Below are 23,373 nucleotides of genomic sequence, written 5' to 3' on the forward strand. Positions count from 1 at the left end.
CTTCTCAGGAAACTCCGCGGTCGATACGGAGCACGCGGCCAGGACTCGACCGAGTAGTAGCTCCGAAGCCGTACCAGGAGCCGGTTGGGCTTGTTCGGAACCACTCGGGCCACCTCGGCCACGGTGGGCGGAAGGCGGCGGTCGTCACGGTCGCTTTCGATCATCTGCGCAGGCCATCCGGCTGCACCGACAGCGCTGCGGCCGGCGGTCGGCGATCGGGGCGGCGAAACGCGAACCGACGGTCCATCAGGTCAAGTGTCCCGGACTCTTGACTCCGGTTGCGGCAGTCGGGATTCTCGACACACCCTTTGCGCGGAGCATGACAAGTCCTCGACCGCGCGCCCTTCGCCGACCGAAGACGTGAGTGATGTCCATGACGCGACCGCGACCCGCGCACAGCAGGCGCAGGCCCCTGGCAGTGCTGTCGTTGCTCCTCGCCGCGATGGCCATGCTGCTCGGCCCCGCGCCCGGCTCCGCCGCCGATGCCGCCTGGTGGAACCCCACCGCCCGGCCCGAGCCCGACTCCCAGATCAACGTCACGGGCGAGCCGTTCAAGGGCACCAACGCGCAGGGCGAGGTGCGCGGTTTCGTCGACGCGCACAACCACGTGATGTCCAACGAGGCCTTCGGCGGGCGCCTCATCTGCGGCAAGCCGTTCTCCGAACTCGGGGTCGCCGACGCCCTCAAGGACTGCCCCGAGCACTACCCCGACGGCACCCTCGCCGTCTTCGACTTCATCACCAAGGGCGGCGACGGCAAGCACGACCCCAACGGCTGGCCCACCTTCAAGGACTGGCCCGCCCACGACTCGCTGACCCACCAGCAGAACTACTACGCCTGGATCGAACGGGCCTGGCGCGGCGGCCAGCGGGTGATGGTCAACGACCTCGTCACCAACGGGGTGATCTGCTCGGTCTACTTCTTCAAGGACCGCGGCTGCGACGAGATGACCTCGATCCGCCTCCAGGCCCAGAAGACGTACGACATGCAGGCCTACGTCGACAAGATGTACGGCGGCCCCGGCAAGGGCTGGTTCCGGATCGTCACCGACACCGCGCAGGCCCGCGAGGTCATCGCCCAGGGCAAGCTGGCCGTGGTGCTCGGCGTCGAGACCTCCGAGCCGTTCGGCTGCAAGCAGATCCTCGACGTCGCGCAGTGCGACCGGGAGGACATCGACCGCGGCCTGGACGAGCTGCACCGGCTGGGCGTGCGCAGCATGTTCCTGTGCCACAAGTTCGACAACGCGCTCTGCGGCGTCCGCTTCGACTCCGGGGCGCTCGGCACGGCGATCAACGTCGGCCAGTTCCTGTCCACCGGAACCTTCTGGCGGACCGAGAAGTGCGCGGGCCCGCAGCAGGACAACCCGATCGGCCTGGCCGCGGCGCCGAACGCGCAGAAGGAGCTCCCGGCCGGGGTGAGCGTGCCCACGTACGCCCAGGACGCCCGGTGCAACACCCGCGGGCTCACCGAGCTCGGCGAGTACGCGGTGCGCGGGATGATGAAACGCAAGATGATGCTGGAGATCGACCACATGAGCGTCAAGGCCGCCGGCCGGGCCTTCGACATCATGGAGTCGGAGTCCTACCCCGGCGTGATCTCCTCGCACAGCTGGATGGACGACAACTGGACCGAGCGGCTCTACCGGCTCGGCGGGTTCGCAGCCCAGTACATGAACGGGGCCGAGGCGTTCAGCTCGGAGGCCAAGGCCAAGGACGCCCTGCGCGAGAAGTACCGGGTCGGCTACGGGTACGGCACCGATATGAACGGGGTCGGCGGATGGCCGGGCCCGCGCGGAGCCGACGCCCCCAACGCGGTCACCTACCCCTTCCGCAGCGTCGACGGCGGCTCGGTCATCGACCGGCAGACCACCGGCCAGCGCACCTGGGACCTCAACACCGACGGCGCCTCGCACTACGGCCTGGTCCCGGACTGGATCGAGGACGTCCGCAAGGTGGGCGGCCAGGGCGTGGTGGACGACCTGTTCCGCGGCGCCGAGTCCTACCTGGACACCTGGGGCGCCTCCGAGCAGCACCGGGCCGGGGTGAACCTGGCCTCGGGCCGGCCGACTTCGGCCTCCACCACGGAGTGGTGGGACCCGTTCACCTCCTTCGCGCCCGGCCGGGCCGTGGACGGCAACCGGGGCACCCGCTGGGCGAGCGAGTGGAAGGAAGGCCAGTGGCTCCGGATCGACCTCGGGGAGCCGCAGCTGGTCAAGCGGGTCACCGTCGACTGGGAGCGTGCGTACGGCAGGTCGTACCGCATCGAGCTGTCCGACGACGGCAGCACCTGGCGGACCGCCTGGTCCACCACGGCGGGTGACGGCGGCCTGGACACCGCCCAGTTCGCCGGTACCACGGCCCGCTACGTACGGATCCACGGTGTGCAGCGGGCCACCGAGTGGGGGTACTCGATCCACGAGGTCGGCGTCTACAGCAGCTGACCGACGTACGGGCGGCGCGGCCGGACGACCACCGGCCGCGCCGCCCGTCCGCTCCCCTCCGACCGGAGCGGAGCGGGAACAGCACGGAGAACCGAGTCACAGAGCACCGAGCACCGAGCACCGAGCACCGAGCACCTGGAACGACCGGAGGGAACCCGCCTCATGACCCGCATGCCGCTCGCCGAACGGCGCCGGCAGCTGACCGAAGCGGCGATCCGCGCGATGGCGCGGGACGGCGTCCCGCGGACGACGACCCGGTCCATCGCCGCCGAGGCCGGGGTGTCCCTCAGCGTCTTCCACTACTGCTTCGACTCCAAGCAGGCCCTGCTGGAGTCCGTGATCACGACGATCACCGACCACTACGTGGGAGTGGTGAAGGAGGCGCTGCGGCCGCGCGGCAGCCTCCGGGAGACGATCAGGGCCGGCTTCGGGGCCTACTGGGACCATGTGTGCGCCCACCCCGCGGAGCACATGCTCACCTACGAACTCACCCAGTACGCGCTGCGCACCCCGGGGTTCGAGCCGCTGGCCCGGCGCCAGCACGAGCGGTACGCCGAGATCTACCACGAGCTCATCGAGCAGCTCGGCGAGAGCATGGAGCTGGAACTCCGGGTCCCCGTCCCGGTGCTGGCCCGCTATCTGGCTGCCGTGACCGACGGGCTGACCCTGAACTTCCTCGTGCTGGGCCACGATGCGGCCGCCGCGGCGACGATCCTCGACATGATCACGGACCAGGTTGCCGCGCTCGCCCGCGACGACCTGCCACCGGTGTGGGAGGCCGGTGCCGCGACGGACTACGCGACGGACTAGCCGGGCGGACCAGACGGGCGGACTAGACGGGCGGACTGGCCTTGCGGGTCGAGGACTTCGAGCGGGCGCCGTCGCAGAGCAGGGTGATCACGAACTGCGTCGTGGGGGAACCCGCCGCCAGGGAGCCGGGAAGGAGGGCGGTCGCCGTCCAGTTGCCCTTGCGCAGGGCGAGCGATCCGCTGCCCAGGTCCGGGCCGGGCTGCCAGCCGTGGCCGGAACGGGCGCGGGCGAAGCCGCCCTCGAGGACGGCGTCCGCCGTCGCCGAGGCGTGTTCGCCGGTCAGGCTCTCCTGGCAGTCGAGGGCGATCAGTTCCTGCGGCGTCCGCTTCAGGGTGACGCCTTCGGCCGCCATCGCCGAGGTCAGCTCCGAGACGACCGTGTCCGCGGGCACCGGCGGCCCCGAGTAGCGCGGGGGCAGCGGGCCGTGGTCCTTCAGGGGGTGGGAGCAGGCCGTCGCCGTCGCCGTCACCGCTATGACCATGGCAGTCACCCCTGCACTCCCCCGCCGCAGTCTCACGCTTCCGTCCGTCCCCTCTGTGAAGTTCACCGGTGATCAGTTTCGCATCCGCCCGGCCGGGGGCGGCGCCGGCCGCGGGAAAGCGGCTCCTGCTCCTGTCCGCCCGGCGGTTACCCTCCCGCTCGAACTGGGCGTCAACTTCGTCGACACCGCCCGTGGTTACGGTGAGAGCGAGCGGATCGTGGGCCGGGTGGTCCGCGCACGGGCCGGCGACCCCGTGTACGTGGCCGCCAAGGTCCCTCCGCTGAACGGCATCTGGCCCGCTCGCGGGGCACCGCTGGCAGCGCAACTTCCACTCCTGACGCCGGCGGCCCGCGCCCGGCGCGGGGCGCCGCCCGGACCCGGGCCGGTCAGCCGTCCCGGGTGAAGGCGCCCGCGCGCGCCGCCGCTGCGGCGGCCCGGGCCGCCCGCTGCGCCGCCTCCTCGTCGAGGGCGGCGCCGGTGGTGAGGAGCCGGTAGTAGAGGGGGGCGGACACGGCGCGGATCACCTCGTCCGCGTCGGTGTCGTCCGGCAGTTCGCCCCGGGCCACGGCCTGCCGGACGCAGGGCGCCCATTCCGCGACGCGCACCTCGTAGAAGCGGTGCAGGGCCTCGGCCGTACCGGCGTCGGTGGTGGCCGCGGCGATCACCGCCTTGAACAGGGGTCCTTGGCGGGGGTCGGCCAGGGTGCCGCGTACGAGGTCCGCGTTGGCCCGGAGGTCGGCGTCGAGCGAGCCCGTCTCGGTGCGCGGCAGGGACTGCTCGGCCATGTCCGCCAGCAGGTCGGCGACCAGGCCGGCCGGTGTCCCCCAGCGGCGGTAGACCGTCGTCTTGCCCACGTCGGCGCGGCGGGCGACCTCGGCCAGGTCGAGCCGGTCGAAGCCCGCTTCGGCCAGCATGTCGCCGGCCGCCTGCAGGACCGCAGCACGGACCCGCGCCGTCCGTCCGCCGGGCCGTACGGTGCCCGGTTCTGCCGCTCCAGAACTCATAACGGGTCTCCAGTTCCATTAATCGCCGCCGCCTGCTACCTTAGGGGCATCTTAAAGGGCCTTGAGTTCCATTAACAATTCTGGAGGCATCGTCATGGAGTACAGGCAGCTCGGCACGTCCGACCTCAAGGTTCCGGTCCTGAGCTTCGGAGCCGGAACGTTCGGCGGCAGCGGTCCGCTCTTCGGCGCCTGGGGCGACACGGACGCCCGCGAGGCCCGCCGTATGGTCGACATCAGCCTGGACGCGGGCATCACGCTCTTCGACACCGCCGACGTGTACTCCGCGGGGGCCTCGGAGACCGTACTGGGCGCGGCGGTCAAGGGGCGGCGCGACCGGGTGCTGCTGTCCACCAAGGCCGGCCTGCCGACGGGTGACGGCCCGGACGAGGCCGGCACCTCCGGGCCCCGCCTGGTCAAGGCCACCGAGGACGCCCTGCGTCGGCTCGGCACCGACCACATCGACCTGTTCCAGCTGCACGCCTTCGACGCGGCCGTCCCGGTCGAGGATGTGCTCGCCGCGCTCGACCGGCTCGTGCGGGACGGCAAGATCCGCCACGTGGGCGTCTCCAACTTCGCCGGCTGGCAGCTGATGAAGTCCCTCTCCGCCGCCGACCGGCACGGCTATCCGCGCTACGTCGCCCACCAGGTGTACTACTCGCTCGTCGGACGGGACTACGAGTGGGAGCTGATGCCGCTCGGCCACGACCAGGGGGTCGGCGCGCTGGTCTGGAGCCCCCTGGGATGGGGGCGCCTGACCGGGAGGGTGCGCCGCGGCCGCCCCCTGCCGGCCGGGAGCCGGCTGCACCAGACCGCGGACTACGGCCCGCCGGTGGAGGACGCGTACCTCTACGACGTGGTCGACGCGCTCGACGAGGTGGCACGGGAGACGGGCCGGACGATCCCCCAGGTCGCCCTGAACTGGCTGCTTCAGCGGCCGACGGTGTCCTCCGTCATCATCGGGGCGCGCAACGAGGAACAGCTGCGCCAGAACATCGGCGCGATCGGCTGGGCGCTGACCCCCGAGCAGACGGCCCGGCTCGACGCCGCCAGCCACCGTACGGCGCCGTACCCGTACTTCCCGTACGAGCGGCAGGAGGGCTTCGCCCGCCTCAACCCGCCACTGACCGGGCGCCCCGCCTTCCCCGCCGCCTAAGGGGCCGTGCCGAACCACGCCTCGGCGAGCGCGGGCAGGGTCGCTTCGGCCGGCGCGTCGAGTTCCCGCAGGTACCAGGGGAGGTTGCTATAGACGTGCAGCAGGGTGTAAGCGAGCAGTTCGGCCGGCTCGAAGGTGTGGCCGTACGCGCCGGCCAGGCGGGCCAGCAGCTTCGGGTCGCCGCGGGTGACGAACAGGCCGACGCCGACGAAGTCGTAGGCACGGTCACCGATCACGGCGGGTTCGAAGTCGAAGAGTCCGGTCAGCTGCCAGCCGTCGGGATCCACCAGGAAGTGCTGCTGCATGACCTCGGTGTGCAGCAGGGCCGGGCGCGGGGTGCGCGGCAGGGGGACCGAGGCCAGGAACTCGGGGATCTGTTCCAGCCAGTGGTCCGGAAGTCCGTGGGCGCGCTGCTGCTCGACGGCGCCGTCCCGCTGCCGGTCCAGGAAGGCGCCCCAGTCGCCGGGGCCGAGGACGTCCCGGAGCGGTCCGGGATCGAGGGAGTGGAGGACGGCGAGGGCCTCGCCGGTCTCGGTCACGAGGCGTTCGCGGTCGCCCTGCGGTATGCGGTCCCAGGCGCGGGCGAGGTTCTCGCCCCGGAGCCGGGACATCAGGACGTACTGCCAGCCGTTCTCGTACGGGCCGAACGAGCGGACCTGCGGCGTGGGTACCGGCAGCCGCCCCTGCAGGTGGGACAGGACACGGCCTTCGGCGACCCCGTCCTCGGCGGCGGCACCGGGGAACAGCTTGAGCACGTGCTCGTCACCCACCGCGTACACCGGCTGGGAGCCGTCCGGGAATCGGGTCAGCGGTGCGCCGGCGAGGCCGAGGCGGGCGCACAGGTCTTCCGCGCCGGGGCGCATGACCGTTTCGTCCGGGACGACTTCGTCCCACTGTTCATCTGTTTCCACCACGGGGAGCATGATCAGGACGCTAGGCACGGCACCGCCGGCAAGCAACGGAGTTTTTCGAAGCCCTGTTTCCGTGTCAGGAGATTTCCTTGATGACGGCGTTCCCGGCCGCGGCGGCGCGGGCGTAGAACCCGCGGACCGCCTCCAGGGCGGAGGCCAGCGTCCCGTCCTCGATCATACTCATGTTCCTGCTGCTGCCGTCGGCCCACTGGACGGTCATACGGAAGGAATACACGCCCGCGGCTTCGACCAGCCCGGCCCGCTCACGGACCAGGCGGGGGACGTCGACACCGCTCAAAAAGCCGTGCACCGCGCGGACCTCGTCCGGCATCAGGAGGACGGGAACGCCGATCCGGGCGGGGCCGGCGGCTCCGGAGAGGGGCAGGCCGCCCATGACCACATCGCGGGCCGGCGCCGGCCCGCAGGCCCGCTCCTGCGCGTCCTCTTCGTGGTAATGGTCCTCACAGCCGGTCAGCAGGACGTGCATACCGTCCCAGTTGCGCCGGATCTCGTGGGTCTCCTCGAGGGCCTCCAGCACCGGCGGCGCCGCCTGTTCGTGCGCCCCCGCCTCCTCCGCCGGGTCGTCCCAGGCATCCCAGGCATCCCACAGCCGCCTGCGGCCCGCCCGCACTCCACCGGGATGGTCCAACAGGGCGCCGACCCGGGCCGCGTCGTGCCGCGACAGCGTCATCCAGAACCCCATGCCGACAGCCTACGTTGCGGCCTGCGGGGGCTCCGGTTCGGCGGATACGAGGTCGAGCAGGCCGGGGAAGCGGCGTTCGAGGTCAGCGCGGCGGAGGGTGGCCATGCGGCTGTTGCCGCGGGAGACCTGGCTGATCAGGCCGGCCTCGCGCAGCACCCGGAAGTGGTGGGTGAGGGTCGCCTTGGAGACCGGCAGGCCGAAGGAGCTACAGGTGCGCGCCGTTCCCTCGGGCTCGGCGGCCAGCGTGCGCACCACGCGCCGGCGCAGCGGATCCGCGAGGGCGGAGAGCACCGGGCCGAGCAGGATCTCCTCGACGGCCGGGTGGCCTTCTTCGTCGGGCATCAGGAACACCTCCCACAACTACGGCATAGGTATGGCTTGCATCATACCCAGGGGGCGGCTAACGTCCGGTAGGTATGAGATTGGTCGTACCTACTGAGGAGGCAGTCTTCATGGCCCAGCCCTTGACACTCGTCGGCATCACCCGCCCCAAGCCCGAACGCGCCGCGGAACTGAAGCGGCTCCTGCTGTCGTTCGTCGAGCCGACCCGCCAGGAGCCCGGTTGTCTCGAGTACCACTTCCACGAAGACCGGGACGAGCCCGGCGTGTTCGTCTTCTACGAGGCGTGGCGCTCGCAGGCCGATCTCGACGCCCACCTCGCGCTGCCGCACCTGCGGGAGTTCTGGGAGCAACGGATGGACTACCTGGAGTCCGACCTCGACATCCGCTTCCTCACCATGCACAGCCCCTATCCGGATCCGTCCGGCGTGCACTGAACGAGCGGGCGGCCAGGCGCGGTTCGGGCGCACCGGTGCCGGGTGCGCGACCCACCCGTTACCCTCACTCGTCTGTTCGATGAAAGGCAACGGGGACGTGCGATTCACAGGCAAGCGACGAATATCCGTGGTGGCGGCATGTGCCGTGGCGGCGATCGTAGGGGGCCTGCAACTCCCCTCGATGGCGTTCGGGACCGAGGAGCAGCCGCCCGCGGCACCGGCGGCGACGGGTCCGGAGAACGCGCACGCGGAGGACTCCGGCATCTCGGCCAGCGACCACACCCGCTTCGAGAACGGTGTCATGACGCTCGACACCCTGCCCGCGCCGACGGCCGCCGCGGCGCCGGCGGCCGCGGCTGCAGCACCGCCCCAGGGTCCGGGGTGGAAGCTCAGCGGGGCGACCAAGTGGCTGGCGACCGGCTACACGATCAAGTTCTACGACCAGAAGTCCGCGGACTGGCTGGCCCGTTACGCGAAGGCCTCCGCTGCGGATCTGCAGCGGATCACGAACCTGCCCGTCACCGTGGACACCCGGCCGGTGGGCTGGAACTACGCCCGCCCCAAGGGCGAGGTGGTCATGGGCGTGCTGCACCGCCCCTGCCTGCCTCCTGCGGGAGAGGGCAGCATGGGCAGCACGGGCTGGAAGGTGGTCCGCGACGGGTCGGGGAGCCCGAACCTGAGCTGCGGCTTCACCAGTTCGTCCGTGCCGGCCACCGTGACCAGCGGACACGCCTATATCGACAGCGAGTTCTTCACGGCGGACGGCAAGCCCTCGGCTTCCATGGGCGAGACCTACATGCGCAACCACATCAGCCACGAGCTCGGGCACACACTGGGCCTGACGCACGCGAACCGCAGTCTGACGCGGGGTGACTGTGTCAAGGGCACCGACTCCGGGCAGTTCCCGGTGATGTGCTCACCCGCCCTGGCGTACCAGGACAAGCGGGCGGGCACCTACGTCCAGCAGTTCGACGTGCAGGGTCTGCGCCTCCTCGCCGCCGGGGCCGGATCGAAGCTGTCCCCGCAGGGCCGGGTGACCGGGCTCGGCGGCAAGTGCCTGGACGTCAAGGGCGGGAAGGCGGCCAACGGCACCCGGATCCAGCTCTACACCTGCAACGGCTCGGTGGCCCAGTCCTGGATCCTCGGCAAGGACGGCACCTTCCGCGCCCTCGGCAAGTGCCTGGACAACGCGCGGAACGGGACGGCCAACGGCAACAGCATCACCCTGCACGACTGCAACGGCACGCCGGCGCAGCGCTGGTCCGTCAACCCGAAGGGCCAGATCGTGCACGTCGCCTCGGGCAAGGTGCTCGATGTGACCGGCGGTGCCACCGCCAACGGCACGCCGATCCAGCTCTACACGGCGAACACGAACAAGCGCCAGGTCTGGGTCACCCCGAAGTAGCCGCTACTCCTGGGCTCCGTCGTGCAGTTCGGCCGCGGTCAGTACGTACAGCTGGGCGTCCACCCACGCGGGGACCGCGGCCCGGGGGCCGTCCTGGCCGAGGGCGGTCAGGACGGCCCGTACCCGCCCGGCGGCGTTGGCCAGGCCGGTACGGGCCAGCGCCGTCGCGGCCTCCGCCAGCCGCTCCCGCTCGCCTCGCCCGAGATGGCCCAGCCCGCGGTGGGCGGCCCGGGCCAGCGCGGTGAGGGCGGCTCCGAGCGCCTCCGCGATCGGGTCGGCGGCGGACGGGCCTGCGTACGCCGGGTCCTGGCGGCCGGAGCCGGCCGCCAGGTCCGGCACGACCACCCCGCCCGGGGTCAGCACGGCGATCGGATCGATCAGCAGGCCGCCCCGCGGGGCGGCGCGCACGAACGCGCTGACGAGGAGGGCGCCCTCCGGCCGCGGCTGCAGGGCGGCGGCGAGCGCGTCCAGTCCACCCGGCCCGTACGGGTTGTACGGCGCGGCCAGCGCCGCCCGGTTGCCGTGCGCGTCCCGGACGGTGGCGGTCAGCCGCTGCTCCGCCGGGTCGTAGCCCAGATCCTCCACGGCGTGTACGGCCACCACCCGGACCGAGTCGGCGGCCACCCGGGGGCGGATCAGCTGCGGCGGCAGCCGGCGCAGCCGCTCGGCGTGGGCCGCGAAGTCGCCGACCAGCAGTGGCTCGGGCAGCCCCGACCAGGCCGAGCCGACCGGGGTGACGCTGGTGCCCGCCAGCCGGCCGGCGCCGAGGACGACCGTGCCGCCCGCGGTCCGGGAGGCGTTCTCGCTGACCACGTTGGCGGCGGACAGCGCGGAGAGGGAGGCGCCGGCGATGCGGCGCGCGGCCAGATCGCGGCCCACCGGCTGCGGGCCGTCCTGCGGGACCTCCCAGCGGCGGTGCAGCACCAGGGCGACGCCGGTGTCGCCGTGGGCGAAGTACACCTGTGCCGTGCGCTCGCCCGGTCCGCCGGAGATCCGGCAGCCCAGGGCGGTCAGGCGGACCCGGCGCAGCGCGGTGGTGCCCGGCCGGCCGGTGCCGAGGACCGGGGAGGCGGCGATGGCTCCTTCGTGGGTGGCCGCGCGGTGGCGGGCGTGCAGTTCGACGAGCAGCAGGGCGTGGCGTTCGGGCCGGTAGCGGGCGCCGCGGGCGGTGTAGTCGGCCTGGAGGCCGGTGAGTTCGGCCAGTGCTTCGGCCGGCCAGTGCAGACCGTGGGCGGCGAGTGTGTCGCGGGCCCCGCGGAGGGCTGCGTGGAGCACCGGGCCGGCGTGCACGGTGCCGTCCAGGAGCAGGTCGTCGGCGAGGGTGAGGGCCGCCTCCATCCGCTCCCGGACCGCGGCGGGGGCGGGGCCGGCCGGGCCGCCGACGTCGAGCTGGGCGGGCGGATCGGCAGGGTCCGCCTCGGCGGCCGCGCGGAACGCCCAGACGGCGAGCGCGACGGCCTCGGCGCGGCGGTCCTCGGCGGTGTCGGTGAGGGCGTAGCCGAGCGCACCGGGGACGGGGAACCGCACGGTGCAGGTGGCCAGTTCGGCGCGGGCTACGGGCTCGGCGGCGGTCGGGTGGTGCAGGCGCGCGGTGTAGCCCGCGCGCAGTGCACGCCGCGCGGCGGCCACCGCACGGGCGCCGAGGGCCGTGGTCAGCGCCTCTTCGTCCACCTCGGCGGGAGACCACGGCGGTGCCGCGGCAGCACCGGAGTCCGGCCCGCCGGCCCCGGCAGGCCCACCCGTTCCGGCCGCCCCGCCGGCGTCGCCGGACGCCGTCCCCGCGGGACCGCCCGTGCCGGCCCTCCGGCCCGCGGCCTCGCCCGCAGGACCGGGGTCACCGGCTGTCCCTCCGGCGGCACCGGGCGACGTACCCGTGGAACTGTCCGTCCCGGCGGGAGAGGTGGCCCCGGCCGGTTCGGCGGGGGTGACGGCTGCTTCCGCGGGAGGCGTTGCGCTGCGCTGGTAGGAGAGGACCAGGCCCACCAGGTGGCGGCAGATTCCGGCCGCCGCGCAGGTGCAGCGGCCGCCGTCCAGGCCGGTGTTCGGGGGGAGGACGGTTTCGGTGCCGTCGGGGAACCGGCCGGTCAGGGTGGTGTCCGCGGAGAGGGACGGGACCGCTCCGGTCCCGGCGTCGAGTTCCTTGGCGGCCCGTTTGACCAGGCCGCGGTTGGCGAGGGCGGCCAGGGTGACGGGGTCCAGTGCGAGCAGATCCGTACGGTTCACCGGCCCAGCCTTTCGGCGACGAACGCGGCCAGCCGGCCCGGGGTCATGGCGCCCACGTGGGCCCCCGCGTCGGCCAGTTGCAGGGCGAGCTGCCGGTCGTACGCGGGAACCGCGTCCTCGTCGAGGGCGGCCAGCCCCAGCACCGTGGTGCCCTGCTCCACCAGGCCCCGTACGGTCCGGACCAGCCGGTAGGGATCCCCGCCCTCGAAGAAGTCGGTGACCAGGGCGACGATGGCGCGCCGTGGGCTGTCGACCAGGCCTGCCGCGTAGTCCACGGCGCGGGCGATGTCGGTGCCGCCGCCCAGCTGGACGCGCATCAGGACCTCCACCGGGTCCTCCACCTCGCCGGTGAGGTCCACCACGCTGGTGTCGAAGGCGACCAGATGGGTCTTCAGGCCGGGCAGGCCCCAGAGGGCGGCCGCGGTGACCGCCGAGTGGATGACCGAGCCGGCCATGGAGCCGGACTGGTCGACGAGCAGGATCAGCTGCCACTGCTCCAGGTGCGGCCGGGTCCGGGAGTGGAAGCGGGGGTGTTCGATCAGCAGCCGCCGTTCGGCCGGCTGGTAGTGGGCCAGGTTGGCCCGCACGGTGGCGTGGAAGTCGAAGTTCCGGGCCTGCGCGTGGCGGCTCGGGCGGCGGGAGCGGGTTCCGGTGAAGGTCTGCCGGATCTCCGGGGCCAGCCGGTCCAGGAGTTGCCGGACGACCGCTTCCACCAGGCGCCGGGCCAGCCGCAGCACCTCGGGGTTCATCAGGTGCTTGGTGCGCAGCACGGCGCGCAGCAGGGTCGGGTTGGGCTCGACCCGCTCCAGTACCGCCGGGTCGGTGACGATCTCGTGGATCTCGTACCGTTCGACGGCGTCCCGCTCCAGCCGTTCGATGGTCTCGCGCGGGAACAGCCGGTGGATGTCGTCGAGCCAGTCCACGGCGGTGACCGCGGAGGCCCCGTCGCCGCCGGTCCGGTCCCGGTCCCGGTCGGGGCGGATGCCGCGCGCGGCCTGTTCCGGGTCCCGCCCGTACAGCCACTCCAGTGCCGCGTCCCGGGCGGCGGCCCGCTCGCCGAGCGGGCCGGTGCAGTGTTCGGCGGGGCGGCCCAGGATCAGCCGCCACCGTTCCAGGCCGGCCTCGGGTGCCTCGGTCATCGCGCCGCCTCCAGGCCGTACCGGTCCAGCAACGTCCCCACGGTGTCCTCCAGGTGGCGGGCCCGGGCCAGCAGCAGCGGGTCGGCGGTGGTGCGCAGCAGCGACCGGGCGGATCCCCGCAGGCCGCGCCGCTCGATGAGTTCCCGGGCGATCTGCTCGCGCTCGCGGGGCGGGAAGTAGGCGAACGCCTGGCGCAGCGCGGGCAGTCCGCCGAGGAAGTCCGTTTCGGGCATGGCGGTGACCAGCCGGTCGAGTACTTCGATCAGTGCGCCGCTGCCGGCCTGCCCGCCGGGGCCGGTCAGTTCCTCCCGGGCCAGGACGAACAGTCCGGCGAGCCAGTCGCCGAGGGCCGCGGGATCGGCTGCCGCCCGGGCGGCCGCGGCCGCCGTGCCCGCGTCGCCCGCCTCGCCCGCCTCGCCGGTGTCGTCGGTGTCCGCTCCGAGGGACCGGCACAGGCCGAACCCGGCGCCGCGCAGGTCGGCGGGGGCCGCCGGATCGGCGCTGATCCGCCGCGCCACCTCCACGGCCGCCTGCCGGGACAGCGACAGCAGGTGTCCGGCGTGCAGCAGGGCGTCCCGTACGGCGGCCAGCGCGCGCAGCCGTGCCGGTTCCGCGCCGGAGGTGCCGTGCACCCCTTCCGCGAGCCACAGCACCCGGCCGACGGCGGCGTCGATGAAGGCGGCCAGCAGGGGGTCGCGGGCCACGCCGTAGATCCGGTCGTGCCGCCACAGCCCCAGGGCGGTGTGCAGGGCTTCGCCGAGCGGGCCGAGTTCGCCGGCGCGTTCCACGTCGGCCGCGAGTGCGGTCAGCAGCGGCCCGGACAGGGCCGTGGCTCCGCACACCACGGCGTCGAAGAGGACGGCGGACAGGGCGGCCGGCTCCCCGCCGGCCGCCCGCGTCCGCTCGCCGAGGGCGGCGGCCGCCGCGTCCTCCAGGCTCGCGCCGAAGCTGCCCGCCTCGATCAGGGCGGCTTCCCGGCCGGGGTCCGGGCGTAGCTCCCAGCGTTCGGTGAGCACCGGGTCGGCCCCGTGTTCCGGGCCGGCCGCCCGGTGGTGGCCGGGGATGCCGAGGATGCGGAGCCGGTGCAGGAGCCGGCTGCGCTCCAGGTCGGCCGCGTCGGTCAGACGCAGCGTCACCGGGCCGGTGCCGTCCAGGCCGAGGGCGGCGAGACGGGTCCCGACGTCGTGGACGAGCGGCGGCACCGGGGTGTCCGGGTGCAGCCGGCCCACCCGGTCGCCGCAGCCCGCCGCGACCATCTCCACGACGACGGGGTGGGAGCCGGGGCGGAGCTGGCCGCGCCGGGTCCACGGCAGCGGCTCGTCCAGGGCCTCGTCGACGAGGGCGCCCGCCAGGCCGTCCAGCAGGTCCAGCCGGGTCGGCTGCGGATGGCCCCGCAGGGCCGCCAGGGCCTGGGCGCCGGTCCGTGCGGCGATCAGGGCGGGGGTGGACACCGGCCGGCCGCGGGCCCGCAGCCGCCGGGTGATGTCGCGGACCAGGGCCTCGCCGGCCGCCTGCGGCCCTTCCTCCCACAGCCGCTGGTGGTAGCCGGGCGAGGGCATGCCGGACTGGTAACCGGCGAAGGCGTCCAACTGGCGGAAGGAGTACGGGACGAGGTAGCTGCCGGCCAGTGCCCCGGCCGGCGGCTGCGGGACCTCCGGCCAGCCGCCCTCCCCACCTTCCCCGCCTTTCCCGCCCTCCCCCGCGTGCGGTGTGCCGTCGGCGGTCAGGGCGAGCAGGGCGGGGCGGTGGAAGCCGCCGGTGACCACCAGGACGTTGCGCTCCCCCGCGTCGGCCACGGCCGCCCGGACCCAGCGGGCCATGTAGGCCTCGCGGGCCCGGTCGCCCGCATCGGCCTCCGCGTCCCCGCGGACGAGGTCGAAGTACACGGCCAGCCGTTCGGCGAGATCCGGTCCGGCTCCGGTGTCCGGCCCGCCGGACTCGACCATGCGGTCCCAGAGCGCGTCGACGCAGTCCACGCCGAACCGCGCGCACAGCCGCGCGGTGGTCTCTTCGTACCGGGCTTCTGCGTCCGCGTACCGGTTGGTGCGCTCGGCGAACGCCGGGTGCCAGGCGGGCAGGTCGATGAAGTGCACCTGCGCGCCGGCCGCCCGGCCTTCGGTGAGCGCGATCCACTCCGGCGAGTAGTCGCACAGCGGCGTCCAAGAGGTGGCGGAGCGCACCGGGTCCCGGTAGTGGCTGAACACGGCGATGGGCAGGTCGTGGCCCAGCAGCAGCTCGTCCAGGCGGCCGCCGAGGTCCGCGGGGCCCTCGATCAGCACGTGCGCGGGCCGCAGTTCCGCGATCGTACGGGAGACCAGCCGGGCGCAGGCGGGCGAGTGGTGGCGTACGCCCAGGAAGGTGGCCGGCATCAGTCCGCCAGCAGGTGGCGGGCCTCGTGCAGCGCCCGCCACCCGGCGCCGCGGCGCTGGGCCACCCGCTGCTCCAGGTAGCGGTGCAGCCGGGCCAGGTCCTCGGGGCTGTCCTTGGCGGCGGTGCCGGCCAGGCAGGTCACCACGTCGGCGGCGCTGCCCGCCTCCCCGCGCAGGAACCAGCCGCGCACGCCCACCGCGTGGGCGACGGAGACGGCTTCCGCGGTGCTCATCACGGCCGAGAGCCGGTCCGTGCCGGTGCCGTCGTGGGCGACTCCGGAGCGCAGTTCGCGGAAGGTGGTGACGAGCACCTCCAGTACGTCCCGGTCGGGTGCCAGGGGTACGCCCGAGCGTTCCAGCAGCGCCGTGGCCTCGGTCTCCACCAGCGCCAGTTCGGTGTCGAGGTCGGCGATGGGGAAGACGGTCTCGAAGGTGAAGCGGCGTTTGAGCGCGGCGCTCATCTCGTTGACCCCGCGGTCGCGGGTGTTGGCGGTGGCGATGACGTTGAACCCCTGACGGGCGAAGGCCATGCCGTCCGCGCCCGGCAGCTCGGGGATGGCCACCACCCGTTCGGAGAGCAGGGACAGCAGCGAGTCCTGTACCTCCAGCGGGCAGCGGGTGATCTCCTCGAAGCGGACCAGCAGGCCCTCCCGCATGCCGCGCAGCATGGGGGCGGGCACCAGCGAGCGCGCGGAGGGGCCTTCGGAGACCAGGAGGGCGTAGTTCCAGGAGTATTTGATCTGGTCCTCGGTGGTGGCCGCGCCGCCCTGCACCACCAGGGTGGAATCGCCGCTGACGGCGGCCGCGATCAGTTCGGACAGCAGCGACTTGGCGGTGCCGGGTTCTCCGACGAGCATCAGGCCGCGGTTGGTGGCGAGGGTGACGAGGGCCCGCTCCACCAGGGCGGTGTCGCCGACGAACTTGCGGCCGATGCCGGTTTCCGGGTCGCCTGCGATGAACCGGCGGGCGGCGCGCAGGCTGAGCGCCCAGCCGGGCGGCCGGGGGTCGCGGTCGGCGGCGCGCAGTGCGGCCAGCTCTTCGGCGTACCGGACCTCGGCCGGCGGGCGCTGCAGCTCCGGCTCGGTCGCGATGCCGGTCTCAGCGCCGCTCGCAGTGCCGGTCGCGGGGCCGGTCGTGGCGCCGGTCGCGACGCCGGTCGCGACGCCGGTCGCGGCGCCGGTCGCGGCGCCGGTCGCGACGCCGGTCGCGACGCCGGTCGCGGCGCCGGTCGCGGAGTGCGTCATGCCGTCAGCTCCGTGAGGTCGGCGAGCACCTCGGAGGCCAGGACCGGGTCGATGTCGGCGAACTTCAGGGTGTATTCGCCGCGGTGCTGCCAGTGGTCGGTGGGGTGGGTGTCCAGCCAGACCGTCTCCAGCTTCTGGTCGGGGAACTCGTTGACCATGCCGACCGCGATGCCCATGTCCAGGGCGATCACCAGGTAGACCTTCGGCCCCAGCCGACGCGAGATCCACCGCTCGACGCCCGCGTCCTGCGGCACGCCGCGCTCCCAGCCGCGCTTGGTCAGGCCCAGCAGCCGCCCGACGGGCACGGTGAACCCCTCGAAGCGGGTCAGCCGGTACCCGGCCGCCTCCTCCTCGGTCGGTACGTGCACCGGGCGCCCCAGCTGGCGGAACGGCTGCAGGATCTCGTAGTCGGCGAACAGTTCCGACCAGGCGGGCAGGGCCTCGGCTCCCAGGTGCAGCGGGTGTGCCAGCCGGACGACGGCGTCGTCGGCGAGGGTGACCGTCTCGTCCTCGACGTCCGCGTAGGTACGGTCCTCCGCCACCCGGAACGCGGTGACCGTGCCCTCGGCCTCCGCCAGCCACACCAGGCGCCGGGCGAGGTGCCACACCAGGGGGTGCTCGACGAACAGCCTGCGGAACTCGGCGCCCGTCCAGGTGCGCTGGGCGACCATGGCGTCCTCCAGGCGGCGCACCTGGTCGGAGGCGATCGTCCGGACGTCCTTCTTCAGTGCGGCGAACCGCTTCCGCTCGGCGGGTGCCTGCTCCGCGTCGTCCTTGACTCCGGGCTTGGGCAGGTCCTTCAGGCGCTTGCCCGTCTCGTCCAGCACGTACGGCTTGAGCTGCTCGTCGAAGCCGACGGTGAAGCGACGGGGGCCGTAGTCGACCACCGTGGTGCCCTCCGCGTCCAGGCCGAAGTCGGGCACCAGCCGGTCCGACAGCTGCTCGCCGGTCAGGCCGAGCACCGCCGCCACCTCGTCGATCTTCTGCACGGCGCGGGCCTTGAGGGCCTTGAACTTCACCCGCTGGGCGATGCCGTGCAGGCTGAGCAGGGCGGTGTCGGTGCCGATGGCGGCCAGTACGTCGAGGCCGTCCACGGCCCGCTGGTGGGCGCCGGCGCCCGGCCAGCGGCGGATGAGCGGGGTGAGGCGGCGGACGGTCTCGTCATCGCCCAGGTACCCGAGGGCGTGCAGGATCCAGGCCTCCTTGGCGGGCATGCCGACGAGCCGCCACTCCTCGAACAGGGCCCAGGCGAACTCCGCGAGGGATTCGGCCTCGAACAGCGGCTGGACCTCGCCGATCCCCGGGTAGGGGGTGTCGGGCTTGGACAGGGCCATCATCATCAGCAGGTGCCGGGTCGCCTCCGCCGGCAGGGCCTGGCCGGTGGTCAGCTTCAGCTGCGGCAGCCCGTGGGGCTCCACCCAGCCGCCGACCACGGGCAGCCGGGCCGGCAGCGCCGCCTCGAACGGGTCTGCGGAGAGCAGGAGTTCCACCACCTCGGCGGCCTCCGGCCCGTACTCGGCGGCGGCCGCCAGGACCGGCTCGGGGCCGTGGGCGGCGGCGATCACCTTGAGCGCGGTCTCGGCGGCGGTGCGCATCGAGGCGATGGTGCCGAGGGCGTCGGGGACCAGCAGGCGGGCGGCGTCCGCGCCGTGTCGGACGAAGTAGGCGCGGGCGGTGCGGCCGGCGGTCTTGAGCCGGACCAGCCAGTCCGCCAGGCGACGGGCGACGCCGAGCTCCAGGAAGGGCAGCAACAGCGGCCCCAGCGTGGCCGGATGCCCGCAGGCCATCGACGTGGCCATGCGCAGGGCGGCCGCGCCGTGGGCGGCTATCACGGGCTGAAAGGTCTCCGGGCCGTCGTACGACCAGGACGGGCCGTGCCATTCGGCGAGCAGCGGCCGGACGGCTTCGACGGGCCCCTTGGTGAACAGGGTCAGGCTCTGCCATTCGTTGAGGGTGCCCCGGCGATGCTCCTCCAGGGCCTCCTCGAGCTCCCCGTACAGGGTCCAGCCGGTGACGGCGGACTCGGCGGCCGCCCACTCCTCCCGCTCGCCGGGCTGCCAGCTGACGCGGACCCCGGCCGGGGCGGTCAGCCCGGCCACCACGCGGGGCTTGACCGCCTTGCGCCGGCGCGTCCAGGGCGGGCTGGTGAGCAGCGCCGGCAGGGTCTCGGCCGGAGCCTCCGGGAGCCGGCTGTCCTTCCGGGCCAGCCGTTCGACCAGCTCGGCGGCGGGCGCGGGCAGCTCCGGCAGGACGGCCAGGGCCAGTTCGCGGTGGGCGGCGACATGGGTCTCCAGCAGCCGCAGGGCGGCCGCGGCCTTCGTCTCGCCGCGGAGGGCGGTGTCGGCGATCATCCGCAGGGCGCGTACCGGGAAGGTGCGGGTGGCGTTCATCAGGGCGCCGCGTGCCGTCCGGTGCTCCAGCCGGTCGAGCAGGAAGCCGAAGGCCTCGTCGCCCGGCAGTTCGGCCAGGGCCTCGGACAGCGACCTGGTGGTGTCCGCGTCGTGGTACGCCGTCTTCATCTCGGCGTCCAGGAGCGGGGCCAGCGCAGCTCCGACGCCCTCGGCGGCGGTGGCGGTGATGGCGGCGCTCCAGCCGTGCCAGCCCAGGTGGTAGCCGTGCCCGCCGGAGTTCAGCAGGGCCACCTGCCCGGCCGTGCCGAGCGAGCACACGAGCATCGCGCGTACCTCGGTGACCGGATGGTCGCGGGTGGCGGGGTCGGCGCAGCACTCGTCCACCCACTCCTGCTCGGTGGGGACGAGGAAGGACACCGTGACGCGCCGGCGCGGGGTGTCCCGGTGGTCGGCCAGCGCGGCCACGGCCCGCCCGTAGAGGTCCGCGTCGGCCGCCGCGAGCAGGACGCGCATGCGCGCGGCCGCCGGGTTCTGCACCGTGCGCCAGGCCTGGTGATCCTCCGTGCGCCGGCTGATCCGGGACCCGGCCCGGCCGCCGCGGTCGACGTGCTCGACGACCACCTCGCCGAGCTCCACGGTGGCGCGGGCGGCGAAGACCAGGCCGAACTCCTGGGTCCAGGCGTCGGCGTACACGGAATGGCTGTCGTCTTCGTCCTGGGTCCGGACGACGGCGGCGAGGACCGCGGCGCCGAGCGGGCTCGGGCTGCTGCCGTCGAGGTGGGCGCGGGCGGCGGCGACGAGCTCCGGGGCGCTCCCCTCGGCGGCGAGCGTCTGCTCGAGGAAGTCCGCGTCGGCGGCGAGCCATTCCCCGGTCCGGCGGGCGGCGGCGGGCACGGGGGTCACTGTGCGGGGGGTGCCACCACGGCGGGGCAGCAGGTTCCGCTTCCAGGCCGCCGGGAGGACCAGGGCGTCCTCGTCACGCAGTACGGCGGGGGCGGGGTTCCCGGCCGGGGCGGCGGGTCCTGCCGCCGCGGCGGCGGCCTCGGCGACAGCCTCGGCGGCCGGGCCCGCTGCGGCGGCGTCCGTGCGCGTGTAGCCCTTCTTCTCCCGCTCCACCACGGCCTTCTCCAGGTAGGCCGCGGCCAGTTCGACCGTGTCGAACTCCTTGACCCGGGTCTGCCCGGCCGTGCCCACCCGGCCGTACCGCAGGGTCACCGAGGTCCCCTCGGCCTCCCCCTCCCAGAACTTCGCCGAACCCTCTCCGACGTGCTCCCAGCGCTGCACGGCCCCTCCGCTTCCCCGCAAGATCAGTTGCTCCGCACAGTAACGGGCGGCACTGACAACGCCGGAGCCGAGGTCCATACCGGGAGAGGAACCCCCTAGGAGTTGTCAAAGTGTCACGCCCACATCAGGAGCGATGCGAGGGTGATGGCTGCTTGGTAGGACTGGGCGGTCTTGTCGTACCCGGTCGCGATGGCGCGCCACTGCTCGAGATGGTTGAAGCACCGTTCCACCACGTTGCGGTGCTCGTAGACCTGCTTGTCGAAGGCCGGCGGTCGGCCACCCCGGCTGCTTCGCCGGGTTGGGTGAGGACCATGGTGAGGCCGCCGCCGGGGGTGTCCTCGGCGGACAGCTGCCACCTGCGCGGGATCGTCGACTCCGCCAAGGCCTTCCTGCTGCCCACCGCCGTGTTCGTCGGCTCGATCCTCGCCGTGATCACGGTCGGCCTGTTCCGCGACGGGCCGGTCAGCACCGCTTCCGCCGCCGGGCACGCCTCCGCGCTGGGTGAGGGCGCCACCGCGGTCGGCGCGCTCCTGCTGCTCAAGGCCTTCGCCGCCGGCTGCTCGGCGCTGACCGGCGTCGAGGCCGTCGCCAACGCCGTGCCGTCCTTCCGGGCTCCCGCCGCCCGCCGCGCCCAGCGCACCGAGGTGGCGCTCGGCGCGCTGCTCGGCGTGATGCTCATCGGGCTGTCGGTGCTGATCGGCCGCTTCCACCTCCGGCCGGTGGAGGGGGTGACCGTGCTCGCCCAGCTCGCGGACGCGTCCTTCGGCCACAACGCGGCTTTCTACGTCGTGCAGTTCGCCACCGTGGTGCTGCTGGCGCTGGCCGCGAACACCTCGTTCGGCGGGCTGCCGGTGCCGATGAGCCTGCTGGCCCGGGACAACCACCTGCCGCACTTCTTCGCCCTCAAGGCCGACCGGCAGGTGCACCGGCACGGTGTGGTGTGGCTGGCGGCCGTGTTCGCGGTGCTGCTGGTGTTCTCCGGCGGTGACACCAACACCCTGGTCCCGCTGTTCGCCATCGGTGTCTTCGTCGGCTTCACCATCTGCCAGGTCGGCATGGTCCGGCACCGGTACGGCGAGCGGCCGCGCGGCTGGCGGGCCAAGGCCGCCCTCAACGGTTTCGGCGCGCTGCTGACCGGTGTCTCGGCGGTCGTGGTCACCGCCACCAAGTTCACCGACGGCGCCTGGCTGATCGTCCTCGCCCTGCCGCTGCTCGTCCTGGCCTTCGGCCAGGTCCACCGCGCCTACGCACAGATCGGCGACCGGCTCGAACTGGGTCGTGTGCCGCAGTCGCCGCACCGGTCCCGCTCGCTGGTCGGCGTCCCCGTCTCCGGGCTCTCCAAGCTGACCTGCCGGGCCCTGACGGCCGCCCGCTCGCTGGGCGACGAGGTCCACGCCGTCACCGTCACCCACCCCGCCCCGGAGGACCGCCTGGCAGCGGAGGCCCTGCGCCGGGACGGGGAGTTGTGGAACCCCGGCGTGGAGCTGGTCGACATCCCCTCGGAGCGGCGGGCGGTGGGGCGGCCGGTCTCGCGGTACGTACGGGTGCTGGCCGCGTCCCACCCCGGCGCGCAGGTCACCGTACTGATCCCGGAGACCGAACCCGCCCGCCTGTGGCAGCGGCTGCTGCAGAACCGGCGCGGCGCGGTCGTCGCCCACGCCGTGCGCCGGGACACCGACGCGGTCATCTGCAGGCTGCGCTTCCGCATCGCTGCCGGCCCGGCCGGCAGCGACGACGGCGCCGCTACCAGCCGATCCCGAGCGTCAGCGCGGTAGGCGGGTTGGCGTTGCCGAGGATCTGGACGGACGACTGGTCGTTGACGTCGTCGTACGGGAAGCCGTAGGCGCGCTGGTGCAGTCCGACGGTGTGGAAGAAGGCGGCGTAGTCGTTCTTGGGGCTGCCGGCCGGATAGTAGGCGGCCGGGGTGTACCAGGCGGCGGTGTTCAGGGCCACGCCGCGGTTGAAGGCGGCGCAGAACTCGGCGCCCAGCTGCTTCTCGATGTCGTTGCCGGAGGCGAGGGCGCCCGCGCAGGCCACCACGTCCGGGGAGGTCGGCTTGCGCAGCACGAAGGGGCCCGCGCCGTTCTTGGTGAAGGTGAGGACGCCTCCGGTCACCCGGCCCGTGAAGGTCTCGCCGAGGCGGGTGAGGGCGAACGGGTGGGCGGTGTAGTGCGACCAGGCCCGGTCGATGGACGACTGGAGGTACCCGGCGTGGGCGCCGCCTTCGAGGAAGGCGTTCGCCGAGCGGGGTGCCGTGATCCGGTACCGGTTCTGCAGCGGCCGGAAGGCGGTCCCGACGGCGGCCGCGTACCGGGACATGACCTCGGCGCGGCCGAGGGTGATGCCCTGGGTGTCGTCGTAGCCGCTGGAGGCCTGCTGAAGGCGTGTGGTCATCGGGAAGGCGAACTGGTCGACCTGGGTGGTGTTGCCGCCGAAGGCGACCTGCCCGTGGACGTAGGTGTACTCGTACCAGTCGTAGTGCACATCGGTGTTGGGGTCGGCCGGGTTGCGCGGGTCGGGGCCGCCCCAGCCCTGGTCGTCGGTCGAGACGGGGATGTAGAGGGGCGAGCCGAGGGAGAGGTAGATCCGGCCGCCGCGGATGGAGGGCGGTGAGGGGACGGTGCCGCCGGCCTGCGCCACCGTGAAGGACATGTTGGGGTAGTCGACGCCGTTCTTGGTGAGGTGGCCGGGTGCCTGGGCGTCGAGGTGGTTGATGCGGGTCATGGTGCCGTCGGGCTTCATGTACGACCACTGGCCCGGCGTGACCTGGCCGAGGACGGTCACGTGGATCTGGGAGTCGGCGTACGCGCCCCGGGTGTCGTTCCGGAAGGTGATGGGGAAGCTGCCGGCTGCGACGGCCCGGGCGGGGGTGGCGGCGGAGGTGCCGAGGAAGAGGAGGGCGAGGGAGAGGAGGGCGGTGAGCGCGGCGAGAAGGGCGAGCGGGGCCGGAAGCCGCCGGGGGCGGGACGGGTGGGCGGATGTGGTGCGGGCGGGTGGCCGGTGGGCGGATGGCGTCATGGCTGCCTTTCCGGTGGGGGGAGGGTGACCGGGGGGCCGGCGCGCGGAGCACCGGCCCCCCG

The 23,373-nt window shown here is 73.6% G+C and carries 17 protein-coding genes and 2 pseudogenes; 7 read left to right on the forward strand and 12 right to left on the reverse strand.

Features of this window, described 5'->3' with window-relative positions; genetic code table 11:
• Positions 1-373: 373 nt before the first annotated feature.
• The gene (locus tag AB0447_RS10725) at positions 374-2,440 is read left to right on the forward strand and encodes a discoidin domain-containing protein (RefSeq protein ID WP_366476227.1); all 2,067 of its coding nucleotides are present in this window, start codon (positions 374-376) and stop codon (positions 2,438-2,440) included.
• 162 nt (positions 2,441-2,602) lie between these two features.
• A complete protein-coding gene (locus AB0447_RS10730; RefSeq protein ID WP_366476228.1) occupies positions 2,603-3,250 on the forward strand; it encodes a TetR/AcrR family transcriptional regulator in 648 nt (215 codons plus the stop codon).
• A gap of 22 nt (positions 3,251-3,272) precedes the next feature.
• Here the strand turns inward: AB0447_RS10730 and AB0447_RS10735 are convergent, their stop codons facing one another.
• On the reverse strand, positions 3,273-3,740 hold the full coding sequence (locus AB0447_RS10735) for a hypothetical protein (RefSeq protein WP_366476229.1): 468 nt from the start codon (positions 3,738-3,740) through the stop codon (positions 3,273-3,275).
• Between AB0447_RS10735 and AB0447_RS10740 the strand changes: the two genes are divergently transcribed.
• A complete protein-coding gene (locus AB0447_RS10740) occupies positions 3,730-4,134 on the forward strand; it encodes an aldo/keto reductase (RefSeq protein ID WP_366476230.1) in 405 nt (134 codons plus the stop codon). The genes AB0447_RS10735 and AB0447_RS10740 overlap by 11 nt on opposite strands.
• On the opposite strand, the gene AB0447_RS10745 is transcribed toward AB0447_RS10740, so the two are convergent.
• Positions 4,118-4,735 (reverse strand): TetR/AcrR family transcriptional regulator, encoded by a 618-nt coding sequence (locus AB0447_RS10745; RefSeq protein ID WP_366476231.1) that lies wholly within the window; start codon positions 4,733-4,735, stop codon positions 4,118-4,120. The two genes, AB0447_RS10740 and AB0447_RS10745, sit on opposite strands and share 17 nt — an antisense overlap.
• A 94-nt stretch (positions 4,736-4,829) precedes the next feature.
• On the opposite strand from AB0447_RS10745, the gene AB0447_RS10750 reads away from it, so the two are divergent.
• Positions 4,830-5,888, forward strand: coding sequence for an aldo/keto reductase (locus AB0447_RS10750; protein ID WP_366476232.1), 1,059 nt, complete (start codon positions 4,830-4,832; stop codon positions 5,886-5,888).
• On the opposite strand, the gene AB0447_RS10755 is transcribed toward AB0447_RS10750, so the two are convergent.
• The 3 genes from AB0447_RS10755 to AB0447_RS10765 form a co-directional block, all read right to left on the reverse strand.
• The gene (locus AB0447_RS10755) at positions 5,885-6,811 is read right to left on the reverse strand and encodes an aminoglycoside phosphotransferase family protein (RefSeq protein WP_366476233.1); all 927 of its coding nucleotides are present in this window, start codon (positions 6,809-6,811) and stop codon (positions 5,885-5,887) included. The genes AB0447_RS10750 and AB0447_RS10755 overlap by 4 nt on opposite strands.
• 64 nt (positions 6,812-6,875) lie before the next feature.
• Positions 6,876-7,502, reverse strand: coding sequence for a DUF1877 family protein (locus tag AB0447_RS10760; protein WP_366476234.1), 627 nt, complete (start codon positions 7,500-7,502; stop codon positions 6,876-6,878).
• Positions 7,503-7,511: 9 nt separating this feature from the next.
• Positions 7,512-7,844, reverse strand: coding sequence for a helix-turn-helix domain-containing protein (locus AB0447_RS10765; protein WP_366476235.1), 333 nt, complete (start codon positions 7,842-7,844; stop codon positions 7,512-7,514).
• Positions 7,845-7,954: 110 nt separating this feature from the next.
• Here AB0447_RS10765 and AB0447_RS10770 point away from each other — a divergent pair, with 110 nt between their 5' ends.
• A complete protein-coding gene (locus AB0447_RS10770; RefSeq protein WP_366476236.1) occupies positions 7,955-8,278 on the forward strand; it encodes a putative quinol monooxygenase in 324 nt (107 codons plus the stop codon).
• Positions 8,279-8,423: 145 nt separating this feature from the next.
• Positions 8,424-9,683, forward strand: coding sequence for a ricin-type beta-trefoil lectin domain protein (locus tag AB0447_RS10775; RefSeq protein WP_366476237.1), 1,260 nt, complete (start codon positions 8,424-8,426; stop codon positions 9,681-9,683).
• 3 nt (positions 9,684-9,686) lie between these two features.
• Here AB0447_RS10775 and AB0447_RS10780 read toward each other — a convergent pair whose 3' ends face one another.
• The 6 genes and pseudogenes from AB0447_RS10780 to AB0447_RS10805 all read right to left on the reverse strand — a co-directional run.
• Positions 9,687-11,906: a hypothetical protein gene (locus tag AB0447_RS10780; RefSeq protein ID WP_366476238.1), complete on the reverse strand. Its 2,220-nt coding sequence runs from the start codon at positions 11,904-11,906 to the stop codon at positions 9,687-9,689.
• Positions 11,903-13,045, reverse strand: a complete 1,143-nt coding sequence (locus AB0447_RS10785; protein ID WP_366476239.1) for a VWA domain-containing protein — start codon at positions 13,043-13,045, stop codon at positions 11,903-11,905. The genes AB0447_RS10780 and AB0447_RS10785 overlap by 4 nt, the downstream gene beginning before the upstream one ends.
• On the reverse strand, positions 13,042-15,414 hold the full coding sequence (locus AB0447_RS10790) for a DUF5682 family protein (protein ID WP_366476240.1): 2,373 nt from the start codon (positions 15,412-15,414) through the stop codon (positions 13,042-13,044). The genes AB0447_RS10785 and AB0447_RS10790 overlap by 4 nt, the downstream gene beginning before the upstream one ends.
• Entirely contained in the window at positions 15,414-16,658 is a 1,245-nt protein-coding gene (locus AB0447_RS10795) for an AAA family ATPase (RefSeq protein ID WP_366476241.1), read from the reverse strand. Before AB0447_RS10795 ends, AB0447_RS10790 begins: the two co-directional genes overlap by 1 nt.
• A complete protein-coding gene (locus AB0447_RS10800) occupies positions 16,655-20,293 on the reverse strand; it encodes a DUF4132 domain-containing protein (protein WP_366476242.1) in 3,639 nt (1,212 codons plus the stop codon). The genes AB0447_RS10795 and AB0447_RS10800 overlap by 4 nt, the downstream gene beginning before the upstream one ends.
• A 113-nt stretch (positions 20,294-20,406) precedes the next feature.
• Positions 20,407-20,580: pseudogene (locus AB0447_RS10805) on the reverse strand (transposase); the annotation flags it as partial.
• Positions 20,581-20,646: 66 nt separating this feature from the next.
• Here AB0447_RS10805 and AB0447_RS10810 point away from each other — a divergent pair.
• Positions 20,647-22,068, forward strand: a pseudogene (locus AB0447_RS10810) (amino acid permease); the annotation flags it as partial.
• Here the strand turns inward: AB0447_RS10810 and AB0447_RS10815 are convergent.
• Positions 22,037-23,311, reverse strand: a complete 1,275-nt coding sequence (locus AB0447_RS10815; protein ID WP_366476243.1) for a glycoside hydrolase family 64 protein — start codon at positions 23,309-23,311, stop codon at positions 22,037-22,039. The pseudogene AB0447_RS10810 and the gene AB0447_RS10815 overlap by 32 nt on opposite strands.
• Between the last annotated feature and the right edge of the window lie 62 nt (positions 23,312-23,373).

It is taken from the genome of Streptomyces sp. NPDC051211 (assembly GCF_040689505.1).
In the GTDB taxonomy this organism is placed as follows: Bacteria; Actinomycetota; Actinomycetes; order Streptomycetales; family Streptomycetaceae; genus Streptomyces.